At 57.0% G+C, this 25,117-nt stretch carries 21 protein-coding genes; 17 read left to right on the top strand and 4 right to left on the bottom strand.

All coding sequences use genetic code 11. From position 1 onward, the window contains the following. Positions 1-105: 105 nt before the first annotated feature. The 6 genes from ACIQT8_RS22695 (at position 106) to ACIQT8_RS22670 (ending at position 9,376) form a co-directional block, all read left to right on the top strand. Positions 106-2,280 carry a TonB-dependent siderophore receptor gene (locus ACIQT8_RS22695; RefSeq protein ID WP_400970089.1) on the top strand — a complete coding sequence of 725 codons (2,175 nt, stop codon included), beginning with the start codon at positions 106-108 and terminating at the stop codon, positions 2,278-2,280. Positions 2,281-2,537: 257 nt separating this feature from the next. Further along, positions 2,538-4,877, top strand: coding sequence for an EAL domain-containing protein (locus ACIQT8_RS22690; protein WP_400970086.1), 2,340 nt, complete (start codon positions 2,538-2,540; stop codon positions 4,875-4,877). A 233-nt stretch (positions 4,878-5,110) separates the two neighbouring features. Beyond that, a complete protein-coding gene (locus ACIQT8_RS22685; protein WP_400970083.1) occupies positions 5,111-6,187 on the top strand; it encodes an ABC transporter substrate-binding protein in 1,077 nt (358 codons plus the stop codon). Further along, positions 6,184-7,266 carry a FecCD family ABC transporter permease gene (locus ACIQT8_RS22680; protein ID WP_400970080.1) on the top strand — a complete coding sequence of 361 codons (1,083 nt, stop codon included), beginning with the start codon at positions 6,184-6,186 and terminating at the stop codon, positions 7,264-7,266. The genes ACIQT8_RS22685 and ACIQT8_RS22680 overlap by 4 nt, the downstream gene beginning before the upstream one ends. Further along, positions 7,263-8,087, top strand: coding sequence for an ABC transporter ATP-binding protein (locus ACIQT8_RS22675; protein WP_400970077.1), 825 nt, complete (start codon positions 7,263-7,265; stop codon positions 8,085-8,087). Before ACIQT8_RS22680 ends, ACIQT8_RS22675 begins: the two co-directional genes overlap by 4 nt. An 11-nt stretch (positions 8,088-8,098) precedes the next feature. Continuing rightward, the gene (locus ACIQT8_RS22670) at positions 8,099-9,376 is read left to right on the top strand and encodes an NtaA/DmoA family FMN-dependent monooxygenase (RefSeq protein WP_400970074.1); all 1,278 of its coding nucleotides are present in this window, start codon (positions 8,099-8,101) and stop codon (positions 9,374-9,376) included. 64 nt (positions 9,377-9,440) lie between these two features. Here ACIQT8_RS22670 and ACIQT8_RS22665 read toward each other — a convergent pair whose 3' ends face one another. Together ACIQT8_RS22665 and ACIQT8_RS22660 are read right to left on the bottom strand one after the other, a co-directional pair. Further along, positions 9,441-10,445, bottom strand: a complete 1,005-nt coding sequence (locus ACIQT8_RS22665; protein ID WP_138792729.1) for an inorganic phosphate transporter — start codon at positions 10,443-10,445, stop codon at positions 9,441-9,443. Beyond that, a complete protein-coding gene (locus tag ACIQT8_RS22660) occupies positions 10,445-11,089 on the bottom strand; it encodes a DUF47 family protein (protein ID WP_400970070.1) in 645 nt (214 codons plus the stop codon). The genes ACIQT8_RS22665 and ACIQT8_RS22660 overlap by 1 nt, the downstream gene beginning before the upstream one ends. 95 nt (positions 11,090-11,184) lie before the next feature. Here ACIQT8_RS22660 and ACIQT8_RS22655 point away from each other — a divergent pair, with 95 nt between their 5' ends. After that, positions 11,185-11,718: an NUDIX hydrolase gene (locus ACIQT8_RS22655; protein WP_400970067.1), complete on the top strand. Its 534-nt coding sequence runs from the start codon at positions 11,185-11,187 to the stop codon at positions 11,716-11,718. Positions 11,719-12,282: 564 nt separating this feature from the next. Further along, complete coding sequence (locus ACIQT8_RS22650) at positions 12,283-13,176, top strand: helix-turn-helix domain-containing protein (protein ID WP_400970065.1); 894 nt, start codon at positions 12,283-12,285, stop codon at positions 13,174-13,176. Positions 13,177-13,223: 47 nt separating this feature from the next. On the opposite strand, the gene ACIQT8_RS22645 is transcribed toward ACIQT8_RS22650, so the two are convergent. Beyond that, complete coding sequence (locus tag ACIQT8_RS22645; protein ID WP_400970062.1) at positions 13,224-15,413, bottom strand: TonB-dependent siderophore receptor; 2,190 nt, start codon at positions 15,411-15,413, stop codon at positions 13,224-13,226. 255 nt (positions 15,414-15,668) lie between these two features. On the opposite strand from ACIQT8_RS22645, the gene ACIQT8_RS22640 reads away from it, so the two are divergent. The 4 genes from ACIQT8_RS22640 (at position 15,669) to ACIQT8_RS22625 (ending at position 19,562) form a co-directional block, all read left to right on the top strand. Continuing rightward, positions 15,669-16,679, top strand: coding sequence for an iron-siderophore ABC transporter substrate-binding protein (locus ACIQT8_RS22640; protein ID WP_400970059.1), 1,011 nt, complete (start codon positions 15,669-15,671; stop codon positions 16,677-16,679). Further along, positions 16,676-17,719 carry a FecCD family ABC transporter permease gene (locus ACIQT8_RS22635; RefSeq protein WP_400970056.1) on the top strand — a complete coding sequence of 348 codons (1,044 nt, stop codon included), beginning with the start codon at positions 16,676-16,678 and terminating at the stop codon, positions 17,717-17,719. The genes ACIQT8_RS22640 and ACIQT8_RS22635 overlap by 4 nt, the downstream gene beginning before the upstream one ends. A gap of 68 nt (positions 17,720-17,787) precedes the next feature. After that, a complete protein-coding gene (locus ACIQT8_RS22630) occupies positions 17,788-18,756 on the top strand; it encodes a FecCD family ABC transporter permease (protein WP_400970054.1) in 969 nt (322 codons plus the stop codon). Further along, positions 18,753-19,562, top strand: a complete 810-nt coding sequence (locus tag ACIQT8_RS22625; protein ID WP_400970051.1) for an ABC transporter ATP-binding protein — start codon at positions 18,753-18,755, stop codon at positions 19,560-19,562. Before ACIQT8_RS22630 ends, ACIQT8_RS22625 begins: the two co-directional genes overlap by 4 nt. 30 nt (positions 19,563-19,592) lie before the next feature. Here the strand turns inward: ACIQT8_RS22625 and ACIQT8_RS22620 are convergent, their stop codons facing one another. Beyond that, a complete protein-coding gene (locus ACIQT8_RS22620) occupies positions 19,593-20,468 on the bottom strand; it encodes a helix-turn-helix domain-containing protein (protein ID WP_400970049.1) in 876 nt (291 codons plus the stop codon). Positions 20,469-20,604: 136 nt separating this feature from the next. Here ACIQT8_RS22620 and ACIQT8_RS22615 point away from each other — a divergent pair, with 136 nt between their 5' ends. From ACIQT8_RS22615 to ACIQT8_RS22595, 5 genes are all read left to right on the top strand, one after another. Next, positions 20,605-21,819 (top strand): amino acid ABC transporter substrate-binding protein, encoded by a 1,215-nt coding sequence (locus ACIQT8_RS22615; protein ID WP_262526516.1) that lies wholly within the window; start codon positions 20,605-20,607, stop codon positions 21,817-21,819. Positions 21,820-21,894: 75 nt separating this feature from the next. Further along, positions 21,895-22,767, top strand: coding sequence for a branched-chain amino acid ABC transporter permease (locus ACIQT8_RS22610; RefSeq protein WP_400970044.1), 873 nt, complete (start codon positions 21,895-21,897; stop codon positions 22,765-22,767). Beyond that, positions 22,764-23,672 carry a branched-chain amino acid ABC transporter permease gene (locus ACIQT8_RS22605; protein WP_400970042.1) on the top strand — a complete coding sequence of 303 codons (909 nt, stop codon included), beginning with the start codon at positions 22,764-22,766 and terminating at the stop codon, positions 23,670-23,672. The genes ACIQT8_RS22610 and ACIQT8_RS22605 overlap by 4 nt, the downstream gene beginning before the upstream one ends. After that, positions 23,669-24,397 carry an ABC transporter ATP-binding protein gene (locus ACIQT8_RS22600; RefSeq protein WP_400970039.1) on the top strand — a complete coding sequence of 243 codons (729 nt, stop codon included), beginning with the start codon at positions 23,669-23,671 and terminating at the stop codon, positions 24,395-24,397. The genes ACIQT8_RS22605 and ACIQT8_RS22600 overlap by 4 nt, the downstream gene beginning before the upstream one ends. Then, positions 24,390-25,112, top strand: coding sequence for an ABC transporter ATP-binding protein (locus ACIQT8_RS22595; RefSeq protein ID WP_400970036.1), 723 nt, complete (start codon positions 24,390-24,392; stop codon positions 25,110-25,112). Before ACIQT8_RS22600 ends, ACIQT8_RS22595 begins: the two co-directional genes overlap by 8 nt. Positions 25,113-25,117: the final 5 nt, after the last annotated feature.

Here is a 25,117-nt window from a genome sequence, read left to right as displayed (position 1 = left end):
TTTCAACGACAGGTCTGGAAATCTAAAGTTGACTACTACATTCATCAATTGAAGAGGTGGCGCACCGTCGGGATGACGAATTCTAGCTATTCGGGGACAATTCAGATGCATAACGGCTTGGGGATAGGGCGTCGGGGATCAACGGCGCTCCTCGCATTCCTTTTGGCAACCACCGCGTTTCCTGCTTTCGCTCAGGAAAATGGGGCAGAGAGAAAAAACGCAGAGGCAGGATCGACCGTTCTCGAAACGATCACCGTCGATGCAAAAGTCAAAAAGGGTGCCAGAGGCTACCAGCCCATCACGACGAGCACTGCGACACGGACCGACACTCCAATTCTCGACATTCCCCAGTCGGTGAATGTAGTCACGAATGAAGTTCTGCGTGATCAGCAGGCGCGCTCTCTGGACGACGCACTCGCCAATGTCAGCGGTGTTACACAGGCCAATACCTTGGGTGGCACGCAGGATGCCGTTATTCGTCGAGGTTTCGGTGACAATCGTGACGGTTCCATCCTCGTCAATGGTCTGAAAACAGCGCTGCCACATTCCTTAAATGATACGGTCGAGCGGGTGGAAGTTCTAAAAGGGCCGGCGTCGACCCTCTACGGCATTCTTGATCCTGGCGGCATGGTCAATGTCGTGACGAAAGCCCCGGAAGAGACCTTCGGTGCTGAGGCCTACACCCGGTTTTCGGCCTATGGTGCGGGCAAATACGGCACATCGGGCGGATTTGACGTGACAGGCCCAATCGAGGGCACAGATTTTTCCTACCGTCTTATCGGACAGGGAGAGAAAAGCGATTACTGGCGCAATTTCGGCGACCGGGAGAACTGGCTGATCGCCCCTTCGCTCAAATGGAGCGGTGAAGACACCGACATTACCGTATCCTACATGCATGAAGACTATAGCGTGCCTTTCGACCGCGGCACGATCTTCGACCTGACGACCGGAAAACCCATCAATGTCAGCCGGCGTCTGAGGCTCGACGAGGCCTATAACATTACCGACGGCAAGTCTGATCTTGCCAGCGTTGCGATCGATCGTCAGCTTTCCGACGATTGGAAGCTTTCTCTGGACTATGCCTATAGCCGCAACGTTTATTCCGACAACCAGGCCCGTGTCGTCGGTTACAACGCACGTACCGGGCAGGTGACGCGCCGCGCAGACGCCACGCAATATTCTACCCTCTATAATCATGCATTGCGTGCGGACCTGACCGGAGAAGCCGATATTGGCGGGTTCCAGCACGATCTGTTGTTCGGTGCGTCCTATGACTACAGCGACACACTGCGAACCGATATGCTGCGTTGTGCGAACTCCACGAACTTCAACGTCAACAATCCCGTCTATGGGAGGTTACCGGTTTGCACGACCGTCAGGGCTGCCGATAGCGACCAGACGGAGCAACTTTCGACAGCCTCGATCTACATGCAGGATGCGCTGCATCTGAGTGGCCAGTGGATAGCGGTGGGTGGCCTGCGCTACCAGTACTACGATATCTATGCCGGGAAGGGCCGTCCATTTGTGGTCAACACGCAAAACGACGGCGGTGAACTCATTCCGAATGCCGGTCTCGTTTACAAACTCACACCTTCGGCTTCGCTTTATGCCAATGTCGCCAAGACATTCCGGCCGCAGTCTTCCATCGGCGCCTATTATGGCAGCCTCGATCCGGAAGAGGGCATCTCCTACGAAGTTGGCGCCAAGTTCGACATCTTCACCGGCTTGAACGCAAATGTTGCCTTGTTCAACAGCCGCAAGCGTAACGTTGCCTATTCCGAAGATGTCGGCGGCATCTCGACCGTCAAGGCTGCGGGTCTCGTCCGATCCCGCGGTATCGAGGTTGATGTTGCCGGCAGCCTGACTGACGATCTCGACCTCATAGCAAGTTATGCCTATACGGACGCGCTTGTTCTTGAAGACGCGACCTATGCCGGCAAGCGTTTGCCGAACGTGGCGAAACACACGGCTTCACTTTTCCTGGCTTATGATGTTGGTGAGGTTGGTCCAAACGGCAACGCACTTCGAATTGGTGGTGGCATCCGAGGCGTCGGTTCTCGTCCCGGTATCAACGACAACTCCTATTATTTGCCCGGATATGCGGTGTTCGATGCCTTCGCGACGTACACGCTTCAACTCGAAAAACCTGTCACGTTGCAACTCAATCTCCGTAACCTCTTCGACAAGACCTATTACACGTCATCGATCGGTTCGACCAACTATGCCAATTCAGTCGGAGAGCCATTCAACGTGAGCCTGGCGGCGAGCGTGAAGTTCTGAAACGACGCGTCCCAACACGATTATGCGTCACTAAAAAGGTAGAGCCCGAAGGCGGGCTCTGCCTTTTTCCTGTTCTGCGCCCTTCGGATTTGTGTGCCACGCCCGAGACAACGCTGTCTCGCATCTTCGCGCTTGAAATAAATCTGTCCCAAAACGTAATATGATCGCCTGCGAGCCAGATATTTATATTAGAGATTTATAAATAAAGAAAATACTATAGTCGGTTGTGGGCGTCATTTATTGCGGGGGCAGACGGCATGTTCACAGTTTTAGAGTGCGTGGTTATCCAGCACGATCATACGATCGTGCTCCTTGCTGCACTCATATGTCTTTTTGGAATGCTTGCGTTTTTTCATCTTCTATTGCGTGCGGAAGAAAGCCCGGCGGGCCGTAAACATTATTGGGTCTTTGTCGCCGCTTTTGTTGGCGGATTGTCGGTCTGGGCAACACATTTCGTTGCAATGCTCGCCTATAAAGGCTCTGTGCCGATCGGTTTCGATCTCAACTTCACGTCACTTTCGGCCGTCGTTGCCATTGCTGGCTTCTGGCTGGCGCTGAGTGCGCTTCCTATGGCGAGGTACGGCACTCTCCTTGCAGCATCGGCCATTACCGTCTCTGTCGCCGTCATGCACTTCGTGGGCATGGCGGGCATGGATGTCGCAGCGACCGTCAGCTATCGCTGGGACGAGATTGCCGGTGGCCTGGTTGTCGCATGGCTGTGCTTTGCGCTATCGCTCCATTTCTTCGGGCGGTTCAGTGCGTGGAAACGTGTTGCAACGGCGGCGGGTCTCGCAATCGTCGCGATCTGCGCACTGCACTTCACGGCCATGTCTGCGACGGTTCTTTCACCCGATCCCTCAGTGCCTGGACCAGAATCCGACGATCTCGCCCGAATGCTTCTGATCACCGCGATTGTCGGTGTTACACTTCTCGTTCTTTCGGCAACCGCTGCCGCAGCCCTGGTGGATCGCTACCTTGTCGATCTCAAAGGTCTCGTCAACGCCTCGCTGGATGGGCTGGCCGTTGTGCAGAACGGTCGTATCGTCGAGCTCAATCCGCGCTTTGCGGATTTGCTCGCCTGCGAAGAAGCAACCCTGATTGGTGCCAATCCTGACGAATTGCTGGAGGTCATCGACGGACTTCCTGCGCATGTGTCCCGCCAGACGCCGGTTGAGGCGACGAGACTCGTCGACGGGAAAACGCGTGTGTTCGAGCTTGCAGTCAGGACGATTGAATATCGTGGGCGTCCTAGCGAAGTGCTGGCCATTCGCGACCTCACGGAAAACCGTGAGGCGCAGAGAGAGATCGAATATCTCGCGCGTCACGATGTCCTGACGGGCCTCGCAAACAGAACAATGTTCCAGCAGCAGCTACAGCTTCAGATACAGCAATGCGCAGACGGACAGGGGTTTGCTCTTCTCACACTCGATCTCGATCGTTTCAAGGCCGTAAACGATCTTTTCGGCCATGCGGAAGGTGACCGCATTCTCAAGACAGTCGCCGGCATCTTCAAGGAATGCGCGGGACCTGGTGATCTCGTGGTTCGTCTCGGCGGCGATGAATTCGTTATCCTGACAACGCGCAACACGAAAGCCGAACAGGCACAGGCGCTTGCCGAAACGATCCTGACGACATTCGGCGAGAGGATGAACACAGCTGGTGATCCTGCAGCCGTCGGGGTCAGCATCGGCATCGCGATCTTCCCCAAGGATGGCCACGATCTCGAAGGCCTCATGCATGCGGCTGACCTTGCGCTCTATAGGGCTAAACTTGGCGGTCGAGGCATTCTCGCCTTCTATGATCCGGTGATGGACAAGGAGGCCCGTGAGCGCAGACAACTCGAGACAGATCTTCGTCTGGCAATCAGCCGCAATGAATTGATCTTGAACTATCAGCCGATCCTGTCTGTCGAATGCGGCGAGGTTGTTGGTTATGAAGCGCTTGTGCGGTGGCATCATCCGGTTCACGGCGTCATTGCGCCGGATAAGTTCATTCCGATCGCCGAGGAAACCGGGATCATCATTCCTCTCGGTGAATGGGTGTTGCGCGAGGCCTGTACCCATGCCGCCCATTGGCCCTCGCATCTTAAAGTCGCCGTAAATGTCTCTCCATTGCAGTTTTCTATGGCGAACCTCGGTCAGATGGTTTGCCTCATCCTGGCTCAAACAGGACTTCCTCCAAAGCGTCTCGAAATTGAAGTGACGGAAGCCGCGCTTTTGAAGGATCGCAACGTAACACTTGCTATCTTGCGGCAACTGAAGACCCTGGGCATCGGCGTCGTGATGGACGATTTTGGAACCGGCTACTCCTCACTCAGCAATCTGCAGAGCTTTCCGTTCGACAAAATCAAAATCGATCGCAGCTTCATCGCCGCAATGGGTGAGGACGAAAGCGCGCGCGCTATCGTTCGTGCCGTGATCGGGCTCGGCCGAAGCCTCGATCTCCCTGTTACGGCGGAGGGAATTGAAACCGACGCCCAGTATCGCATGGTGGTGGATGAGGGTTGTGCACAGGCTCAAGGGTATCTGTTCGGTAAACCGGGCGGCGCTCCTGCAGGTGTTGTTAATGCTGCCACTTTGAACCGGTATTCCGTATAAAAATCAATATTATATACGGGGTTTCTAAGCTCGGTTCTTGATTGATTCTGCCGGACGATGGGCCGTAAAGATGATTTGCCTCTCGAGTAATACCGAGAGGCCTGTTCGTCTTACAGTTCGGTGTATCTTCTGGCAGATTTTTTTAGTTCCGGCGTAATTTCGAGCATCCTGTCGCTGTGAAACATCGGGCTCACCGAATAGTCTATTAAAATAGTAGATTATTCGGAGGTTTTATGAAAACGGCTTTTTATTTACGTAGTCGCAAGGTCCTCGTTGCCGGTGCGGCAGTGGCAGCGGCGATGTGGGCTCTTCCAGCTTCTGCCCTGACGGTGACTGATGAAGCAGGACGAAAGATCGAGCTTGAAAAGCCCGCCACGCGAGCCGTTATTATCGGCAGCTATAACGTCGATATTGTTGCCGCGATCGGATCTCGCGACAAGATCGTCGGCGTAACCGGGCGGGACGTTGCACAATACAAGCTCGCGGGCGGTAAATGGGATAGCACTTATAACGTCGGTGAATGGGGACAGGTCAACTACGAGGCGATCGTCAAGACAGACCCTGACGTCGTCATTTCCTACGCGAATGGCGGATGGGAAGAACTCAACCGGCAACTGAGCCCATTTGGCATTCCTGTTGTCGTTGCGAGCGGCTGGCGCAATGATCGCTTCGACGAAAATGTCGAGCTCTTCGGGGCAATCTTCGGTCGCGAAGACGGCGCGAAGAAGGTTCTGGATTTCCGTAAGGATATCTACTCCGAAATTGAGAAGCGGACCGCAGGTCTAACCCCTAGGACGGTCTATTACGAAAACGAGATCGCCTATCAAACGCCAACAAAGGGCTCTGGCTTTTATGAAGCGATCGTCAAAGGTGGCGGTCGTAGCATATTTGAAGATGTCGTCTTCGGGCAGGGCGGACATACGCAGGGCACAGTCTGGAAGACACCCATCGATGCTGCGGAAATCCTGACACGTGACCCTGACCTCATCATACGTGAGTTCGGAAACAATTATACCGGCTCGGCAAAAGACGTCTTTGATGGCGAATGGAAAGAACTTCAGGCAAGACCGGGTTGGCCCAATCTCAAGGCGTCTCAAAGCAACGACATCTACATCGTCAACGCCTATCATCTCGGTCAACAGGCCAAAACTCTGACATCGCTCTATGTCGCAGCATGGCTCTATCCCGATGCATTCAAGGATTTCCGCCCGGAAGATGTCGCGCGCCGCTGGGATGAGGAGTTCCTCGGAGTGCCGTTCAAGGGCGATGAACGGGTTTATTTCGTTAAGGCCGGGACAGCGGGGCAATGAATTACGCTTCTGCATGCCAGAAGGGCGCGGTGCTGTCACGCGACAGCATCAGCCGTCACCGGCGGACTGCCTTGTTTATCGCTGTCTCGATCGTGTTGTTGATCACCCTTGCCGTTTATTCAACCTTGTCGGGGACGTCGAGCTACGGGATTGGCGAACTATATCGTCTCGCCTACGCAAAGATCTGGGGCATCGATCTCCCACGCGACGACGAGCGGATCGCAAATGTTCTGCTATACCTCAGGCTACCGCGGGTTCTCCTGGCAATCCTTGCCGGCGCCATCCTGTCACTGGCGGGCGCTGCGATGCAGGGACTGTTGCGCAACCCGCTTGTCAGTCCCTATACGCTCGGCCTCTCTCCTGCGGCGGCCTTTGGGGCTGCTGTTGCCATTCTGGTCGCGCAAAGCAACGGCACCAGTGTCGGCATCACGGTCAGTCTCAGTGCCATCGCCTTCTCGTTGGCCTGCTCGCTGATTGTTCTCGGTCTTGCCACGGCCAAATCGATGAACATCACAGTTCTGATCCTCCTTGGAACGGCACTAACAGCAATCTTCAGCGCATTGACATCAGGTCTGCAATACATCGCCAATGACGAGGCCCTTGCGGCCATCACGCGTTGGACGTTTGGTTCTGTCAACGAGGCGCGCTGGACGCATGTCGGTGTACTGGCGGTGACGATCCTGGTGCTGACACCATATTTTCAGCTGAAGGCAGGCGAGGTAAACAGTCTTGCATTTGCAGGCGATGACACGGCGAAAAGTCTCGGCGTCAACGTCAATCTCCTGAGAATTTCACTGATCTTCCTTGCCGTGAGTGGCTCAAGCCTGGTTGTCAGCTTCATCGGTGTTGTCGGTTTTGTTGGCCTGGTTGGTCCACATATCGCCCGCCTCATTGTCGGATCGGACCATCGTTTCCTGTTTCCGTTCTCGATGGTGACGGGCGGTGCGCTTTTGCTGCTCGCCGACACGGTTGGCAGGACGATCCTTCCACCCCGCGTCATTCCGGTTGGCATCGTCGTCGCACTCGTCGGTGCGCCGCTGTTCATCTACCTTATTCTCCGCAAGAGGAACACGTTATGACCCTCAATGTTGAAAGCCTGAGCCTGCATTACCGCCGCAGGCAGGTGCTGCACGACGTATCGTTCAAGCTTGAACAGGGCGATTTCTGCGCGCTTCTTGGGCCGAACGGATCGGGCAAATCGACTTTGACCAAAGCGCTTCTGGGGCTAGCCGGAATTTCGGCGGGATCTGTCAGGCTGTGGGATGAGGACCTGCTCGCGCTTTCGCGGCGCGAACGGGCACGGCGGATTGCCTATGTTCCGCAGTCTTCACCAATCCCGTTCGATCTGAGGGTTTACGACGCGGTGATGCTCGGGCGCAGCCCTTACATGGGTATCCGCTTCAGTGATGAGGATCATGCAATTGCAACGTCGGCGATCGACAAGCTTGGCCTGTCAGGTCTGGCAGACCGCTATGTCAACGAACTCTCCGGCGGCCAGCAGCAGCGTGTCATGATCGCGCGCGCACTTGCGCAGGGAACGCGCGTGATGCTCCTTGATGAACCAACCAGTGCGCTGGACCTGCGTTACCAGGTCGAGACAATGCGCCTTGTGCGCGATTTTGCGCGGGCCGGTGGCATTGCGCTCATGGCCGTTCATGATCTCAATCACGCGGCCCGCTTTTGCAATAGGGCCGTTATCATATCGGAAGGCCGCCTGGTTGCGGACGGCCCACCGGGCACCGTTTTCGATGCGGATGTTTTGAGCAATGTCTTTGGATTGCCTGTCGACGTCAGTCGTCACGATGGCATTCCGAGTGTGCGACCCGTCGAGGATGACGAAGTCAAGGAACAGGCATTGTGCCAGCACGCTGAACCACCACTCCATCAACTTTCTGCCTAATGGGGCATCATATGACACAGTACCTAGAGCTTAACGCCTGGATCAATTCTTCAGGTTCGGCAAACGATTCCTGGAAGCGCCCCGATCTGCCGCTCGATCGCATTTTCACCCTGGACTACTACGTCGAAAACGCGCGCATTGCGCATAGAGGCGTCTTCAGCAATATCTTCATGTCAGACAGACCGCAGTTGTTGATCAGCGAAAACACGCGGCCTGAACAGACCTTCGATCCCTTCGTCCTCTTTGCGGCCGTGCTCTCTCAGGTGCCGGACATCGGCGCGATTGTGACCGCTTCGACGACCTACGGCGATCCCTACACGCTCGCAAGGCAGCTTCAGAGCCTCAATCTCCTCACCAGAGGGCGCATCGGCTGGAATGTGGTGACGAGCTGGCACCCAGAGATTGCTGCAAACTTTTCAGCGCAAGGGTTGCCTGATCGCAAGGCCCGCTATGAACGCGCCGAAGAGTTTGTCGATGTCGTCCATCGCCTGTGGGACAGTTGGCATTATCCCTGGAATGGCGGCGAAAAAGGCCAGTCACCCTTTTATGGTGACGTCAGGCCGATCAACCATCATGGCGCACACTTCGATGTTGAAGGCCCGCTCAATCTGCCGGCTCCTTCCTGGGGCCGGCCAAAGATCGTTCAGGCCGGTGGGTCTCGCGACGGCGTGGCGCTCGCGGCCCGGTATGCGGATTACGTTTATGCGCCGAGCGCTTCTCTTGAGGGCTCGCGTGCATTCCGTACCGAGTTGAGAGAGGCCGCTCAGGCTCTTGGCCGTCGTCGCGACCAGCTGCCTCGTCTGATGCCTGCCATCTCGCCAATTGTCCGCTCGACAGAAGCTGAAGTTGCAGCGCTTAAGCGCGAAAAGCTCGACGCTGCGCCGGTCACAGGTGAAGACATCGAACGGCTGGCGAAGCTGCTCGGTATCGATCTAGAGCGAACCGATGCAGAGAAAGTGCTTTCGCCTGCAGACTTCGGCGATGTCTCCCAAAGCGTTATTCCGATCGGTGTCGTCAGGGCAAAACGTGCGGTCGCCCTCGACAATGGCCTTTCCCTGCGCGGGCTTGCCGAGGTCGAGAAACTTCCGGGCCTGATTGCGACACCTGAAGGAATTGCCGATCATCTCGTATCGTGGTGGCAATCTGGAGCCGCTGATGGCTTTACGATTTCGGCACTTTATCTGCCCGGTGATCTCGAGACCTTCGTCCACGAAGTCGTCCCCATCCTTCAGCGACGCGGTGTTTATCCGTCAAGCTACGAGGACGTCAGAAGCCGGAATGCTGCATAACGCTTTCCAGCGTGCCCGGGCCAATTTTGGCCCGGGAATTGGCAATGACTTATCGGGTGAGGTTTCAACCGAACAGTGATGTCAGCCAGTAGACCGAAGCCGATATCAACGCTGCGGCCGGCATCGTCACGATCCAGGCAATCACGATGTTGCCCGCAAGGCCCCAGCGTACCGCAGAGACACGGCGCGCCGCACCAACGCCGACGATCGCACCTGTGATCGTGTGGGTCGTGGAGACGGGAATACCGAGCCAGGTTGCGCCAAACAATGTCAGGGCACCGCCTGTCTCGGCACAAAAGCCCTGCATCGGGTTGAGGCGCGTGATCTTCGATCCCATCGTGTGCACGATGCGCCAGCCGCCGAACAGCGTGCCAAGCGCCATTGCCGACTGGCAGGAAATAACCACCCAGAACGGAACGTAGAAGCTTTCACCAAGGTGTCCCTGGCTGAATAGCAACACGGCAATGATACCCATGGTTTTCTGCGCGTCATTGCCACCATGGCCAAGCGAATAAAGCGATGCAGAGATGAACTGCATGACGCGGAACGTGCGGTCGACAGCAAAAGGTGTCTGACGAACGAAGAGCCAGGAGACGGTAAGGACGAGCAGCAGAGCCAGGAAAAAGCCGATGGCCGGCGACATGAAAATCGCCCCGACAGTTTTGAGCAGTCCGGAAAAGACGATCGAGCTGAAGCCGACCTTTGCAAGACCGGCGCCGACGAGGCCGCCAATCAGTGCATGCGAAGAGCTCGAGGGAATGCCGAAAATCCAGGTGACAATGTTCCAGACAATCGCACCCATCAATGCCGCAAAGATCACTGACGGTGAGACGATCGCGGGATCGATAATGCCAGTTCCGAGCGTCTCGGCCACATGCAGACCGAAAAACAGGAATGCGATGAAATTGAAGAATGCAGCCCAGGCAACCGCATATTGCGGCCGCAACACACGGGTGGAGACGATCGTGGCGATGGAGTTGGCCGCGTCATGGAGGCCATTCAGGAAGTCGAAAAACAGCGCTATCCCGATAAGGCCGATCAGAAGCGGCAAGGCGAGGGAGACATCCATCAGACGTTCTCGATTACAATGCCGCTGATTTCATTGGCGACGTCTTCGAACCGGTCGACGACCTTTTCGAGCTCACCATAGATTTCGCTACCAATCATGTAGGCCATTGCGTCACCTGCAGCGCCGTGGCGCTTGAACAGGTCCTTGAGGCCCTGGTCGTGCAGATCGTCTGAACGGCCTTCGACGCGCGTAATCTCCTCGGCGATCGAGGAAAGACGCTGCGCGTTCGTGCCGACCTTTTCAAGCAACGGGATGGCTTCAGCGATCAGACCTGCGGCCTTGACGATCTCATGTCCCATCTGCTGCATCAGGGGATCGAAGCTCGTCTGCTCGAACAGCCTGATTGTCTTGACGGTCTTGTGCATCATGTCGATCGCGTCATCCATCGACTGGATCAGGTCCTTGATGTCGCCGCGGTCGAAAGGTGTGATGAAACTGCGGCGGACGGCCAGGAGCACGTCGCGCGTGATGTCATCGGCCTGGTCTTCCAGGGTAACGATCAGATCGCAGTTTGCCTGGACGTTTTCGCCGCTCAAAAGGCGGTCCAGTGCCTGTGCTGCGGTGACCACGGTTTCCGAATGTTTGTTGAACATGTCGAAGAAACGGTCTTCACGCGGCATCAGCTTGCGGAATATGCTCATCATGCGAATTTGCCTTCTTTGGCGCTGCTTGTCATAAAACTGTCATAAAACCAGCCCGGCCGTTGATGCAACCCGGAAAATAAGCACTATCAACCGTTATGAAGCGTCCGAAAAAAGCCAGTAAAGCCCCGCCAACCAGACCACGGACGTTGTTGCAGCAACTTGCCCAGGTTCCAGACAAGCTGTTTCGAGGCGCATTCGAGCAGCAATATGCCGCCTTGTGCTTTCGTTATGCCTCAAACGGCAAGGACGCCGAGATCCTTCTCGTGACCTCTCGTGACAGTGGACGATGGATCATCCCGAAGGGTTGGCCCATGAAGCGAAAGGAGCCGCACGAGGCGGCCGAGATCGAGGCGTGGGAAGAAGCGGGCGTACGTGGCCGGGCCAGGAAGAAACCTGTCGGCCGCTATACCTACCTCAAAATGCTCGACAATGGCGATGTCACGCCCTGCATCGTAGATGTGTTCCAGATCGAGGTGACGGAGGTCGATGGTAAGTTCAAGGAACGGGGCGAGCGAAGGATCGACTGGGTTTCTCCCGTCGAGGCAGCGCGGCGTGTGCGAGAAATCGAGCTGAAATCATTGATCGTCGACTTCAAACCGGTCCGCAAAAACAGCAAGTCGGATAGCTGAACGGCCTTGCGTTTGTTGGATCAGTCGGCGCGAAAAGCCATAACAAGAGGCCCGTACGGGCTGGGGGAAAAATACGGGCCTCTTGAAACCACATATGGCGGTGTGGTGGGCGGAATTTGCATTCCCCAAAATGAACGCCGGATGAACTGATGGGCTCAGAGACGGCCGATATTTTACCCGTCATTTTATAAAAGAAGCCCGTCGCGTCCTGTGCGCGCCGGGCTTCAATGCCGCTTGCCTGTTTCAGGGGACACGCGACAGACAAACATTACTGCCGACTCCGTGTGGCATATAGCCCGATAAATTACCTGCAATTTGAATCGAAACGTCCAGGCGCCTCGTATTCAAGGCTCTCTTCGTGCCATGCGGGGTGAAACATGTCTCAGGATTTTACCATCTTGCTCCAGATGAGTAAGATGATAAAAGTACTCATATTATGGCATCACCTTCTAGCGGAGATATCGCAACTTCATTTGCGGCTGACGACAGCAAGCATTTGAAGGCCGGATCATCGCAACGCCATCTCAGCACCATCGTCGTTCTAAAAGCGGGCGGACACAGACATTGAGTTTTTGGCATTCCATGACATGGCACACCGAGGGCATACGCCTCACGGCTCCCGTCAAGTGGCGGTGCCTCGACGGTCTTGTAAGCGCTTATTGGCAGGCGGAAAGCCAGGCAGGCGCCAGTGGTTATTATCTCGCTGACGATCCGCGCATCATGATCTTCTTCAATGATGTCTCCTCGCGCGTTCAGATCTCCAATCAAAACAGCGAATTTCCGGGGAATTCCCGGCCGATGTCACGTGCGGTCTACGTTCCGGCGGGTGTTCCGCTGTGGACATCGAGCAGTGCCACCCATCGCTTCTCGCACCTCAATCTCCACATGCACAAGGACCGGGTAATGCGGTTTCTGTCGCCGTCGGTCGGATCATCCGCAGCGATGGCGGCTATGCGCCGGCCTGTCGAAATCCAGGACCTCGGAGCCATCGAGACGCTCGCCGGCCTCCTGGTCGACGAGGTGTCCGAACCCTCGAAACACGCCGTCTATGCCGAAAGCCTTGTCGGCTCCATTGTTGCGGGTCTTCTTGAGATCCCCGACCAGACGGCTGACCCTTCCGGTGGCAGGCTGACACAGGCACAGATCAAGAAGCTGAACGCCCGTTTTGACGGGCGCTGCGATGGTCGCATGAGCGTGGCCGAGATGGCCGCGATCGTCGGTCTATCGGAGAGCTGGTTTTCAAATGTCTTCAAGCAGACCACGGGCAAGACGCCCCTGCAATGGCAACTGGAAAAGCGGATAGATGTCGCCCAGAAGCTTTTGCTCAATGGCGACCTCGCCGTCGCCGACATCGCCGCCCAGCTCGGTTTTTCCGACCAGGCTCATTTGACCAAGTCGTTTCGCCAGGTTGTCGGTGACACGCCTGCCGCATGGCGGCGCATGCGGCAGACAGGCTGAAGAGTGCTATATGGTCCGGCCGGCAGCAGGCCAGCCGGATGTCGTCGTTACCAGGTCTGGCGCAGCGTCGCGTAGACGGTACGGCCAGGATTGTAATAGAGCGCACCGGCGTCGCGGCTTGCCATGTGCTTTTCATCGAACACGTTGTTGACGTTCAGCTGGAACGTCGTGTTCTCCTTGATCTTGTAGGTGAAGGCCGCATCAAAGATCACAGCGCTGTCAGATGAGATCGTGTTGGTGATGTTGGTGAAATAGGAGTCGGTATACCGTGCTCCGACACCGAACGTCATGTCGCCACGGGCGCCTTCGCCCTGGAGCGTGTAAGTACCCCAGATCGAAGCAAGATGTTTCGGAACGCGCATCAGGCGGTTGCCGTCGTTGACACCACCCGGTTCATCGATTTTGGAATCGATGTAGCTGTAGGCTGCGATAAGATTGATGTTATCCGTCAGTTCAGCCTTGGCTTCGAGTTCCAGACCGCGATGTCTGACCTTTTTTACCGTTGCAGGAATATAGGTAACCTGGTCGTAGACGGTGATGTTTTCTTTCGAAAGATCATAGACCGATGCGGTGAAGAGGGCAGGGAAGGCTTCCGGGCGGTACTTGACGCCGAACTCGTATTGCTTGCCGGTCGTCGGCTCAATCTGACCGCCGGTCGCCGGGTTGATCCCGACAGCCGGTGGTGCAGCGGATTCCGCGTAGCTCGCATAGGCGGCCAGTTCCTCGGTGATCTTGTAGCTCGCGCCAAAACGGGTCGTGAACTCGCTGTGATCGGCTGTCTGCGTGGTGTAGGGCGCAAAGAGGTTCGTCTGGCTGAGATCCAGCCAGTCGTTGCGAAGCCCAAGGCTCACAGTCAGCCGGTCCGAAAACGTCAGGTCCTGCTGCAGATAGACGGCGTTGGTCTTCTGATCGCTCTTTGAACCTGAGGTCGCGGCAAGCGACGCCGGGCCACCCGTATAGACCGGATTGACCCAGTTGATCGGCGGCGTCGTGCCACCGGAGACACCAGCCGGACCGTAATAGAGACCGTAGTTCTGCGACTGGAAATGGTTGTAATCGACACCTGCCAGCGTGCGGCTTTCGATATTGTCGAACGTCGTCTCGTAAATCAGGTTCGCATCGATCACGAATTGCTCGGTCGAGGTGTCGCTTCCGAAGAAGTAGCGGCCGGCCGTATTCGAACCGTTGGTGCTGGTGCTGGCGATATAGGCGCTTCCGAAGTCAAGATCAGACCTGACATAGCGCGCGTTCGAGCGGAAACTCAAACCGTTGCCAAAATCATGATCGAACATCAGGCTGTAGGTATTGCGGTTGATGTCGTTGAAATAATAGTCAGGCTCGCCGAAGAACACGCTACGGTCGAAGTCTGTTCCAAGCGGGTGACCGCCGCTACCCGGAACGCCCTGCTTGTCGAGGTGGTCATAGACGAATGTGAGGCTCGTCATGTCGGATGGACGCCAGGTAAGGCCGCCCATGATGAAGTTCTCGTCATTCTTCGAGTAATCGTACTCGGCGTCAGCGCGCTGGAATTTACCCGTCAGGCGGTAAGAGAGCGTGTCGTCGGCGGTGATGTTGTCGCCGAAGTCGAAACCGGCTTCCTTGTGAGCGTAAGAACCGGTGGTCCCATAGACTTCACCGAAACGGCCGCTTTTCGGCGTCTTCGTCACATAGTTGATCGAGCCGCCGGGTTCAGCTGCACCGAAGGCGGACGAACTCGTGCCCTTCAAAACCTCGATCCGCTCAAAGGCGTAAGGCTCTTCTTTGGTGCCGCCGAACGTTCTGCCGACAACCAGGCCGTCGCGATAGGTGTTCGGCGTGAAGCCGCGAATATCCACATAGTCAAAACGGTCATCGCCGCCGTAGAAGTCGGTTACGACGCCAGCAGTGTACTGCACGACTTTTTCAACGCTGTCGGCACCACGCTCCTCGATTTCCTTCGAGGTAATAACCGACACCGATGCAGGTGCGACGAGAACATCGGTTGCCATTTTGCCGACGCCAGTCGTCTCCGTCGCCACGATCGATTTCGAGTCGTTGCTGGTATCGAGTTTTGCAGCGCTGCCGTTACCCCGAACAACGATCGGCGCGAGCGTCGTTCCAGAGGTGGACTGGCTGGCGTCCTGAGCGAATGAGAGAGAGGGTGCGAAGGCGGCAAGCGCTGTGCAGCCGAGAAGCGCCATGCTCCTTGAGCGAATAAGTGCGTTCAATGAAGGTTTGCCTGATCTGTCGATATTCATATGTCCAACTTCCAACAGAATAAAATAGTCAGGGTTCCCTGGAACGCCTCCTGCCTGCGGAAGGTGACCTGATCAGATATGCCCCTATAGCGCTACTAACTTGAGCCTATTTATCCAGTATTGTAGATTTTGTCTCCTTTGTAGGAAACCACGGAAACTTCACGCCTGATCCGCGCAGGTTGCCACATCGCGCTTGACGGCCAGGGACTAAGCTGAGACTTGAAGTCCACTTTTAACGTTTCGAGAGTGCCACCAATGTTCCGCTTGCTGCGCCGCCTTGTGCCCTTGATCGCAATCTGCCTGTCATTTGCGGGAGTGACGCCCGTGATGGCGGATGAAGGCACGACCTATCCGATTGTCATCAAGCACGCATTGGGGACCACGACAATCGCGAAAAAGCCGGAGCGCGTCGTGACCGTTGCATGGGCCAATCACGAAGTACCATTGGCGCTGGGCATCGTCCCCGTCGGTTTTGCGGCTGCAAATTTCGGGGATGACGATGGAGACGGCCTGCTCCCCTGGGTCGCCGAAAAGCTCAAGGAACTCGGTGCCGAAAAGCCCGTCCTCTTTGATGAAGGTGACGGTATCGATTTCGAGGCGGTGGCCGCAATGCAACCGGATGTCATTCTTGCGGCCTATTCCGGTCTTAGCCAGTCCGACTACGATACGTTGAGCCAGATTGCACCTGTTGTCGCCTATCCCGATGCACCATGGTCGACCGACTGGCGTGAGATGATCCGTCTCAATAGTGCGGGGCTTGGCATGAAGGCGGAAGGTGAAGCGCTGATTGCTCGTATCGAAAAGGAAATCGCAAGCGTCGTAACGGGGCATCCGCAACTTGCGGGCAAAAAGGCGATGTTCGTCACACATCTTGATGCGACCAATCTCAGCATCGTCAACTTCTATACGGCCAATGACAGCCGCGTGAAATTCTTCGCCGACCTCGGCCTCACATCACCGAAAAGCGTTGTCGACGCTACAAAGCCCGGACAGTTTGCAGCAGGTGTCAGTGCAGAGCGGGTCGATGCTTTCGATGATGTCGATATTGTCGTCACCTACGGCAGCCAGCCATTGCTCGACGCCATGCGCGCCGATCCGCTGTTGTCGCGCATGCCTGCCGTTACAAACGATTCCATTGTCATGCTCGGACGAAACCCGCTCGGGACCGCATCAAACCCGACGCCTTTGTCGATTTCCTGGGTCCTGAAAGACTATGCCGACCTGCTTGCCAAGGCAGCGGCCAAATCTGCCGGGAAATCGCAATGATCTCTGCAAATACGGGGCGGGACGAGAGTAAGCCGTTCGCTGTCCAGTCGAGCAAGGTCAGATGGTCTGCCATGATGGCCGTTGCAGTCCTTCTTTTTGTCATGTGCGCGCTTTCCGTATCCGTCGGAACACGTTCTGTTAGCTTCACCGATATCTTTGCCGCACTTGGCGGTCAGATCGACAATGTTGCCCAGGCAGCAGTGGCGGCCAGATTGCCGAGAACCTTGCTCGCCCTTCTTGCTGGCGCAGCCCTTGGTCTGGCGGGTGCTGTCATGCAAGGCGTGACCCGCAATCCTCTTGCTGATCCCGGCATTCTCGGGGTCAATATGGGCGCGTCGCTTGCCGTCGTCGTGGCCGTGGCATGGTTTGATATCGCGTCTGCCAATGCCTTCATTCTCGTTGCCATTTGTGGGGCAGGGGCGTCTGCGGTTTTCGTTTATGTCATAGGTTCGCTCGGGCGAGGTGGTGCAACCCCGCTGAAACTCGCACTCGCTGGAGCCGCGACCTCAGTCGCATTTTCTTCGCTGGTGATCGCCGTCGTTCTTCCCCGCAATGATATCGCCGGGGGAATACGCGCCTGGCAAATTGGTGGCGTTGGCGGCGCAACGCTCGATCGCATTCTTCCCGTCTTGCCGTTCCTCCTCATCGGTTTTGCCATCAGCCTTCTATCAGCGAGAAAACTCAATTCCCTCGCACTCGGTGATGAGCTTGCAGCGGGGCTCGGCGAAAACGTCGCGCTCGCGCGTGGTGTTGCCTCTTTCGGTGCGATCCTTCTTTGTGGCGCGACGACAGCAATCTGTGGGCCGATCGGTTTTGTCGGTCTTGTCGTACCGCATCTTTGCCGTCTGCTGGCTGGCGTCGATCATCGCTGGCTGCTGCCGTTTTCGGCCCTTGGCGGCGCATGCCTGCTTCTGGCTGCCGATGTCGGCGGGCGGATCATCGCCCGGCCATCCGAACTCGATGTCGGTATCGTCACGGCTTTCATCGGTGCACCGTTCTTCATCTGGATCGTCAGACGTCAGCGGGTTCGTGAACTGTGACCACACTCGAGCCTATCATTTCCTCCGTTACTCAAAACCGGCGCCATCGTGCGTACCGGCGAAACGTGGTGATCGGCGTTCTCGTTCTGACACTCGTCTCCACATTTCTCCTTACGCTCATGCTGGGGCAATCCTTCACGCCGCCGGGAGAGGTGATGCGTGTGTTGCTCGGTGAAAACATCGCAGGCGTCAGCTTCACCGTTGGCCAGTTGCGTTTGCCACGTGCAGTCCTGTCAATCCTGGCGGGCCTCAGCTTTGGTCTTGGTGGGGTCGCTTTCCAGACGATGTTGCGCAACCCGCTCGCCAGTCCCGACATTATCGGCATCAGCGCCGGAGCAAGCGCCGCCGCGGTTTTTGCCATCGTTGTCCTGTCGTTGAGTGGTCCTGCCGTCTCGATCTTTGCGGTGATCGCCGGTCTGGGCATCGCGCTTCTCGTTTATGGCCTCTCCTTCCGCAATGGCGTCGCCGGCACCCGCCTGATCCTTGTCGGCATTGGTGTTTCGGCCATGCTGGAGAGCTTTGTCGCCTACATCCTGTCGGCAGCACCTGCCTGGACATTGCAGGAGGCGATGCGCTGGCTGACAGGCAGCGTCAATGGTGCAAAGCTCGATCAGGCTGCACCCCTTGCCAGTGCGCTCCTCGTTTTCGGCGGTCTCCTACTCAGCCGTGCCCGTGACCTTGAAGCACTGCGCCTCGGAGACGATGCAGCCGCAGCACTTGGTGTCGGTGTCGCGAAAACCCGCATCATCGTGATCGTCTCAGCGGTTGGCGTGATTGCCACGGCAACAGCCGTGACAGGACCGATCGCATTCGTGGCATTCCTGTCCGGTCCGATTGCTGCCCGTGTCATGGGAAACAACGGATCGCTGCTTGTTCCCTCCGCTCTCATCGGTGCGGTGCTTGTGCTCGTAGGAGATTATTGCGGCCAGTTTGTCCTGCCCGGCCGTTACCCGGTCGGTGTCGTCACCGGTGCGCTCGGTGCTCCCTACCTAATCTATCTTATCGTGCGCGTTAATCGCGGCGGAGCCTCATTATGACGATCCATTCTTTATCCGCGAGCCAATTGTCGGCGGGATATGGCGACACTGTTATTCTGGAGGGCCTCGATCTCGTCGTGCCGCCAGGCAAGGTGACCGTTGTTGTCGGTGCCAATGCATGCGGAAAGTCGACCCTGCTACGCGCCATGTCCAGGCTCGTTTCTCCGCGACACGGCCACGTATTGCTGGACGGCAAATCGATCCATCGCACACCCTCACGCGAACTTGCACGTACCATGGGGCTTTTGCCACAGTCACCGATCGCTCCCGAGGGCATTCTTGTGGCCGATCTCGTCAGCCGCGGGCGCCATCCCCACCACGGCGTGTTCTCGCGCTGGACGCGAAAGGACGATGAAGCTGTCGCAACAGCACTTTCGGCAACGAAAACCGCAGATCTCGCCGACCGGCCTGTCGACGAATTGTCCGGTGGGCAACGCCAACGGGTATGGATCGCCATGGCGCTTGCCCAGGAGACAGATATCCTGTTGCTCGATGAGCCCACGACCTTTCTCGACATCAATCACCAGGTCGAGGTGCTGGACCTTCTGACCGATCTTAACCAGACACGCGGAACCACCGTTGTCATGGTCCTGCACGATCTCAATCTGGCCGCCCGTTACGCTGATTTCCTGGTCGCCATGAGCGGGGGACGCCTGCACGTTTCCGGCAGGCCAGAAGATGTGTTGACGGAGGACAATGTCCGTCACGTATTTGGTATTGAAAGCCGCGTCATCATCGATCCGACATCGGGCAAACCGATGATGCTGCCGATCGGCCGCCATCGCGCGTCACGGGAAGGGATTTGAACCTTTTTCCGTGACAAGGTGAGATATCCTTCATGGCCAGGCGGCGTAGGACTGAACCGCCTTGTCCTGGGCGCGCCTTGCATTGCGACGAAAACGCCCCGGTGATGTGCCTTCGTTGCGGGTGAAGAAACGGTTGAAATATCCAGGGTCCTGAAAACCCAGCCGGAAGGCAATTTCCGTCACCTGGAGTGATGAATTGACGAGAAGGTCTTTCGCCTCCAAAAGCAGTTCGCGGTGAATGTAGTGCTGCGGCGATAAGCCCGTCGCCTTACGGATGGCAGCGCCGAGCCGCTCGCGGCTGGTGCCAAGCTTTTCTGCACAGGTTTCGACCGTCAACTGATCGCGCTTATGTTGCGCCACAAGCAATACGAAACGCTCGACAATACTGCTCGTCGACGTCGTTGCACTGGTGAGATTGACAATCGCCTGCTGGCAGAGGCGGATAAGAATGACACTCAAGAGGCTGGTGATGATACTGTCTGATCCGGTTGCAGGTTGAAAACCTTCCGTCGAGATCGTCTCAAGATAGTTTGTAAGTTCTCGCCGGTCTTTGTCGGACAGGCTCTGTTTCAGCACACGCTGCAAGGTTTCGCGCACCGCCATGGCGCTGGTGCCAGTTGGCATTGCGTGGGCAAGCCCGATTTCCGTTGCCTTCAGCCACGTGCCTCTGCTCCCCGCATTAAGCCTTAAACGGCCGGCCCCGCCAGAGGGTAGCCAGATCATTTCGGAGGCCTGGACCGTCATCTGCGCCTCGTCACGAATGATCTCCGCTTCTCCTGATGAAAGGATCAGAAGGTGGGCTGCATTTGCCTCGAGGCGAAATTCCGAAATCCTCAGTGCAGGCGCCAGAATTCTGGCCTCGATCATTTGTGACCGGAGCGACGGCATAGGGAGCGATGTTGGCATCGTGTAGCTCCAAAAGTACAATAATGGGATACATTAATGCATTTTATATCGCCTTGTCGCTGTTAAACTTTGATCAGCGCACAAGGATGCCGGGGAGGAGCCGGCCACCTTCAGAGACGCGCTTGGGAGGAAAATCATGACTATTTTGAAGCGCAGAACGCTGTTCTGCCTGCTGTCCGGTATTGCCGTTTCGGCCATCACGCCGTCGCTGAGCCACGCGCAAGACCGCACGTCTGTAAAGATCGGTTATGCCGTGTCTAAAAGTGGTGCCAACGCGACCGGAGCAGGCATTACGACCATTCCGAACTACAAGCTCTGGGTCAAGGAAGTGAACGATGCGGGCGGTTTGACGCTTCCCGACGGATCACGTCTTCCCATTGAGGTCGTCGAATATGATGACCGCTCCTCTGCCGAAGATGCGGTTCGTTCGACCGAGCGTCTGGCCAGCCAGGACAAGGTCGACTTTCTGCTGCCGCCCTGGGGGACAGGGTTTAACCTCGCTGTGGCGCCGCTATATGATCGCTTTGGTTACCCGCAGCTTGCGGTCACCGGCGTGACCGACAAGGCGCCTGAGTTTGCCGCACGCTGGAAGAAAAGCTTCTGGATGCTTGGCGGCGGGCATGACTATGCCAATTCGCTCGCGGGCGTTCTCAAGGCAGCGCGCGATGCGGGACAGATCAACGACAAGGTCGCGGTGATTTCTGTTGCTGACGGTTTCGGGATCGATCTTATCAAGGCGGCACGCCCGGCCTTGAAGGAGGCGGGTTTCACACTGGCCTACGACAAGACATACCCGGTCGGCACGTCGGATTTCGCGGCGCTCGTCAATGAAGCCGCCGCAAGTGGCGCAGATAGCTTCATTGCCTTTTCATACCCGCCGGACAGCTTTGCGGTGACAAAGCAGGCGCAGACCAACAAATTCAATCCCAAGGTTTTCTACGTTGGTGTTGGTGGTGCCTTCCCGATTTTCCCGAAAGTTTCGGACGGAAAACATGAAGGCGTTATCAGCATTGGCGGTGTCGACGGAACGAGCGACAAGATCGCCGATTACTTCAAGCGCCATGAAGCGTTCATCGGTGCGAAACCCGATAGCTGGGCAAGTGCCATCACCTATGCCAGCCTCGAAATGCTCGCGCAGTCGGTAAAGCGTGTCGGCCTGGACAAGGCTGCGGTGGCAAAAGAACTGTCGACCGGCGAATTCGATACGGTCATCGGTCCGGTCAAGCTTGAGGACAACCAGCTTCGCCAACTCTGGTGGGCCGGACAGTGGCAGGGTGACCGTTTCGTCGCCATCGCGCCCACTGATCGAACCGGTGCCGCAAAACCGGTCGTTCCGAAGCCCAACTGGTAATCTTTTACCGTGAACCGGTGTCTTCAAGCACCGGCTCCCGATGCCCGCTACTCCTGTATAGTGGAGAAATTTCTCGTGTTTTTATCCACCCTCGTCTTCGGCTTGATGCTGGGCGGGACCTATGCGCTCATCGCGCTTGGACTTTCGCTGCAATATGGCATCGCGCGCATCATGAACCTCGCTTATGGCGAAGTCCTGATTGCCGCCGCCTTCCTGACTTTCGTCCTTTTTTCCGGCTTCGGTATTTCGCCCCTCATCGCGCTTTTGATCGCAGCCCCGGCCGGTTACGTATTTTCGTTTGCCGTCTATCAGGTCATGATGCGTCCGCTTGTGCACCGCTCAGGCGGGAGCGGCCGCCTCGAAGTCGATTCCATTCTGGCAACCTTCGGCCTGCTGTTTGTCATCCAGGGCGTCATGCTCGTCGTCTTTGGCGGCAATTATCACTCCTATTCCTATCTGACTGAAGGCGTCGACATCTTCGGAACAACTGTTGCCCTCAACAGGGTGCTGTCCTTCGTTCTGTCCGTGGTGATCGGTGGGGGGCTTTATCTCGCATTGACGCATAGCCGCTGGGGCCTGAACCTGCGCGCCGTCGCCCTTGCTCCGCGCTCTGCGCCACTTGTCGGCATCGACGTCAACCGTATCGCTCGTTCCGGATTTGCGCTTGGTGGCGCGTTGGCGGTTGCAGGCGGCGTCATGATTTCGATGTACCAGACGTTCTCTGCCTCCTATGGCGTGGTCTTCACCATGAAAGCACTCGTCGTGGTTATCATGGGTGGTGTCGGCAACCTGCTTGGTGCGCTTGTTGCCGGTCTGCTGCTCGGTCTCGTGGAAACCTTCGTGCTTGTTTATGTCGATCCCGGGCTGACACTTGCCGCAACTTACGCTCTGTTCCTTGCTGTCCTGCTCTGGCGGCCGGAAGGCATCTTTGCAAGGAGAGGCAAATGATCGCGCTCGCCATCTCCGCCATAGTTGTTGCCCTTCTCGCTCTCTCACCCTTCTTCTTCGATGCCTATGGTGTCGGTGTGATCGTCGGTCTCCTCGGTTACGCAACGCTCGCTTCGGCCTGGGCCATGTTCTCCGGCCCGACACGCTACGTCTCCCTTGCCACCGTCGCCTTCTTCGGTGTCGGCGCCTACACGGTCGCTGTTCTGAGCGAAGTGCTTGCCTGGCCACTCGTTCTCATTTGCGCCGCGCTCGTTGGGGCAGGGCTCGCACTGGTCGTCGGCCTTTCGACGCTTCGTGTTGCAGGAATCTATTTCGTGATTTTCTCCTTCGGTCTTGCCGAACTTATCCGTCAGCTCATCACCTGGTATGAGGTCAATCTGACCGGTACGCTCGGCCGCTACATTTTCCTGCCGATCGAACCCCAGCATGTCCTGTGGCAGCTTCTTGCGCTCGCCGTTGTGACCCTCCTCCTTGCAGCTCTTATCGAACGCAGCAGGCTTGGTCTTGCCCTCAAAGCAATCGGTGATGATGAGGTGGTTGCCCAGCATGCTGGCATCAATCTGGCGCGAGCCAAGCTGACCCTCTTTGTGCTCTCCGCGACGATCATTACGCTGGTCGGTGCGATCCAGGCACCGCGCTGGGTCTACATCGAGCCAGCCATCGTCTTTAACCCGCAGGTCTCGTTCCTGACCGTCATCATGGCGCTTCTTGGCGGCGCAAACCGTCGTTGGGGACCGATTCTGGGTGCGGTTCCACTCTTCCTTCTGTTCGAATGGCTAGGGGCAAACTTCCCGAACCACTTCTCGATCATTCTCGGCCTCCTTTTCATCATCATCGTTTTTGCTCTGCCCGATGGCGTCTTGGCTGCGATAGAGAAAATCCGCAGGAAGGAGGCGCGCGCATGACGCCCGTTCTCGAGATAAAAGAGATACGCAAGACATTTGGCGGGCTGAAAGCCGTGGACGGGCTAAGCTTCTCCATCGCCCCGGGTGAGGTTGTCGGGCTGCTCGGTCCAAATGGTTCAGGCAAGACGACGCTGATGAACCTCATTTCTGGCGCTCTGAAGCCGACGGAGGGCTCGATCCGTCTGGACGGCAAGGAGACGGGTGGTATGCGACCGGATCTGATTGCCCGCTCAGGCGTGGCACGCACCTTCCAGCTCGTGCGACTGCTGCCGTCCCTCTCATTGCTGGAGAATGTCGCCGTTTCCGCCGTCTTCGGTCCGCGCCAGCTTTCCAGAGCCGACGCAGAGGATGTTGCCCGTCAATGCCTGAAGCGGATAGGCCTTGCGGGCCGCGAGCACATCAACGCCGGCGACCTGACCTATATCGATCAGAAACGGCTGGAACTTGCGCGCGCACTTGCAGGCGAGCCGAAGTTGCTGTTGCTCGATGAATGGCTTGCTGGCCTTAATCCGACAGAACTGACGGAGGGAATTGAACTGATCCGTCAACTCTCGCGTGAAGGAACGACCATCCTGCTTGTAGAACATATCATGGCGGCCGTGCGCGCACTCTGCCCCCGGTCCGTTGTCATGGCGGCAGGCCGCAAGATTGCAGATGGTCCGACGTCTACCGTCCTCGACGATCCCAACGTGATTTCAGCCTATCTCGGAGTGGCCCATGCTTGAGATCGACACCCTGACAATCCGTTATGGCAAACATCTTGCCGTGGACGGGGTAAGTTTAAGCGTTGCGCGGGGGGAAACCGTCGTACTTCTCGGCGCAAATGGTGCCGGCAAGTCGTCGTTGCTGAAAGCAATTGCCGGCCTTGTCAAACCGGCCTCCGGTGATGTTCGCGTCGACAATAACTCGCTCGCCACCATTTCAGCCCACGCGATTGTCGACCACGGCGTCGCAGTCGTGCCTGAGGGGCGGGGCATATTCCCGGCTCTGACGGTCGAGGAGAACCTGCGCCTTGGCGCCAATCCCTCACATGCCCGCGGCCTTGAGGCCAAAACACGTGACAGCGTTTTCGCACTCTTTCCGCGGCTTGCAGAACGCCGTGGCCAGATCGCCGGAACGATGTCCGGTGGCGAACAGCAGATGGTGGCGATCGGTCGCGCGCTGATGTCATCTCCCAATTACCTGTTGCTTGATGAACCAAGCCTCGGTCTTGCGCCAATCGTGACACAGGAGCTTTTCGCAGCTCTTGCCCAGATCCGTGCCACCGGGCTGGCGATCCTTCTTGTGGAGCAGAATGTGCGTGAGAGCCTTGCCCTTGCCGATCGCGGTTATTTGCTCGAAGCCGGACGTGTTGTCGGAGCTGGTTCGGCCGAAAGCCTCTCTGCCGACCCGGCGGTCCAGCGGGCGTTTCTTGGCGGTACGACCGCCGCTGTCAATTGAATTCA

The sequence above is a fragment of the Agrobacterium sp. NPDC090273 genome, from assembly GCF_044772305.1.
Lineage (GTDB): Bacteria > Pseudomonadota > Alphaproteobacteria > Rhizobiales > Rhizobiaceae > Agrobacterium.
The sequence above is the reverse complement of the archived record's forward strand: the minus strand, read 5'-3'. Positions and strand labels throughout refer to the sequence as shown.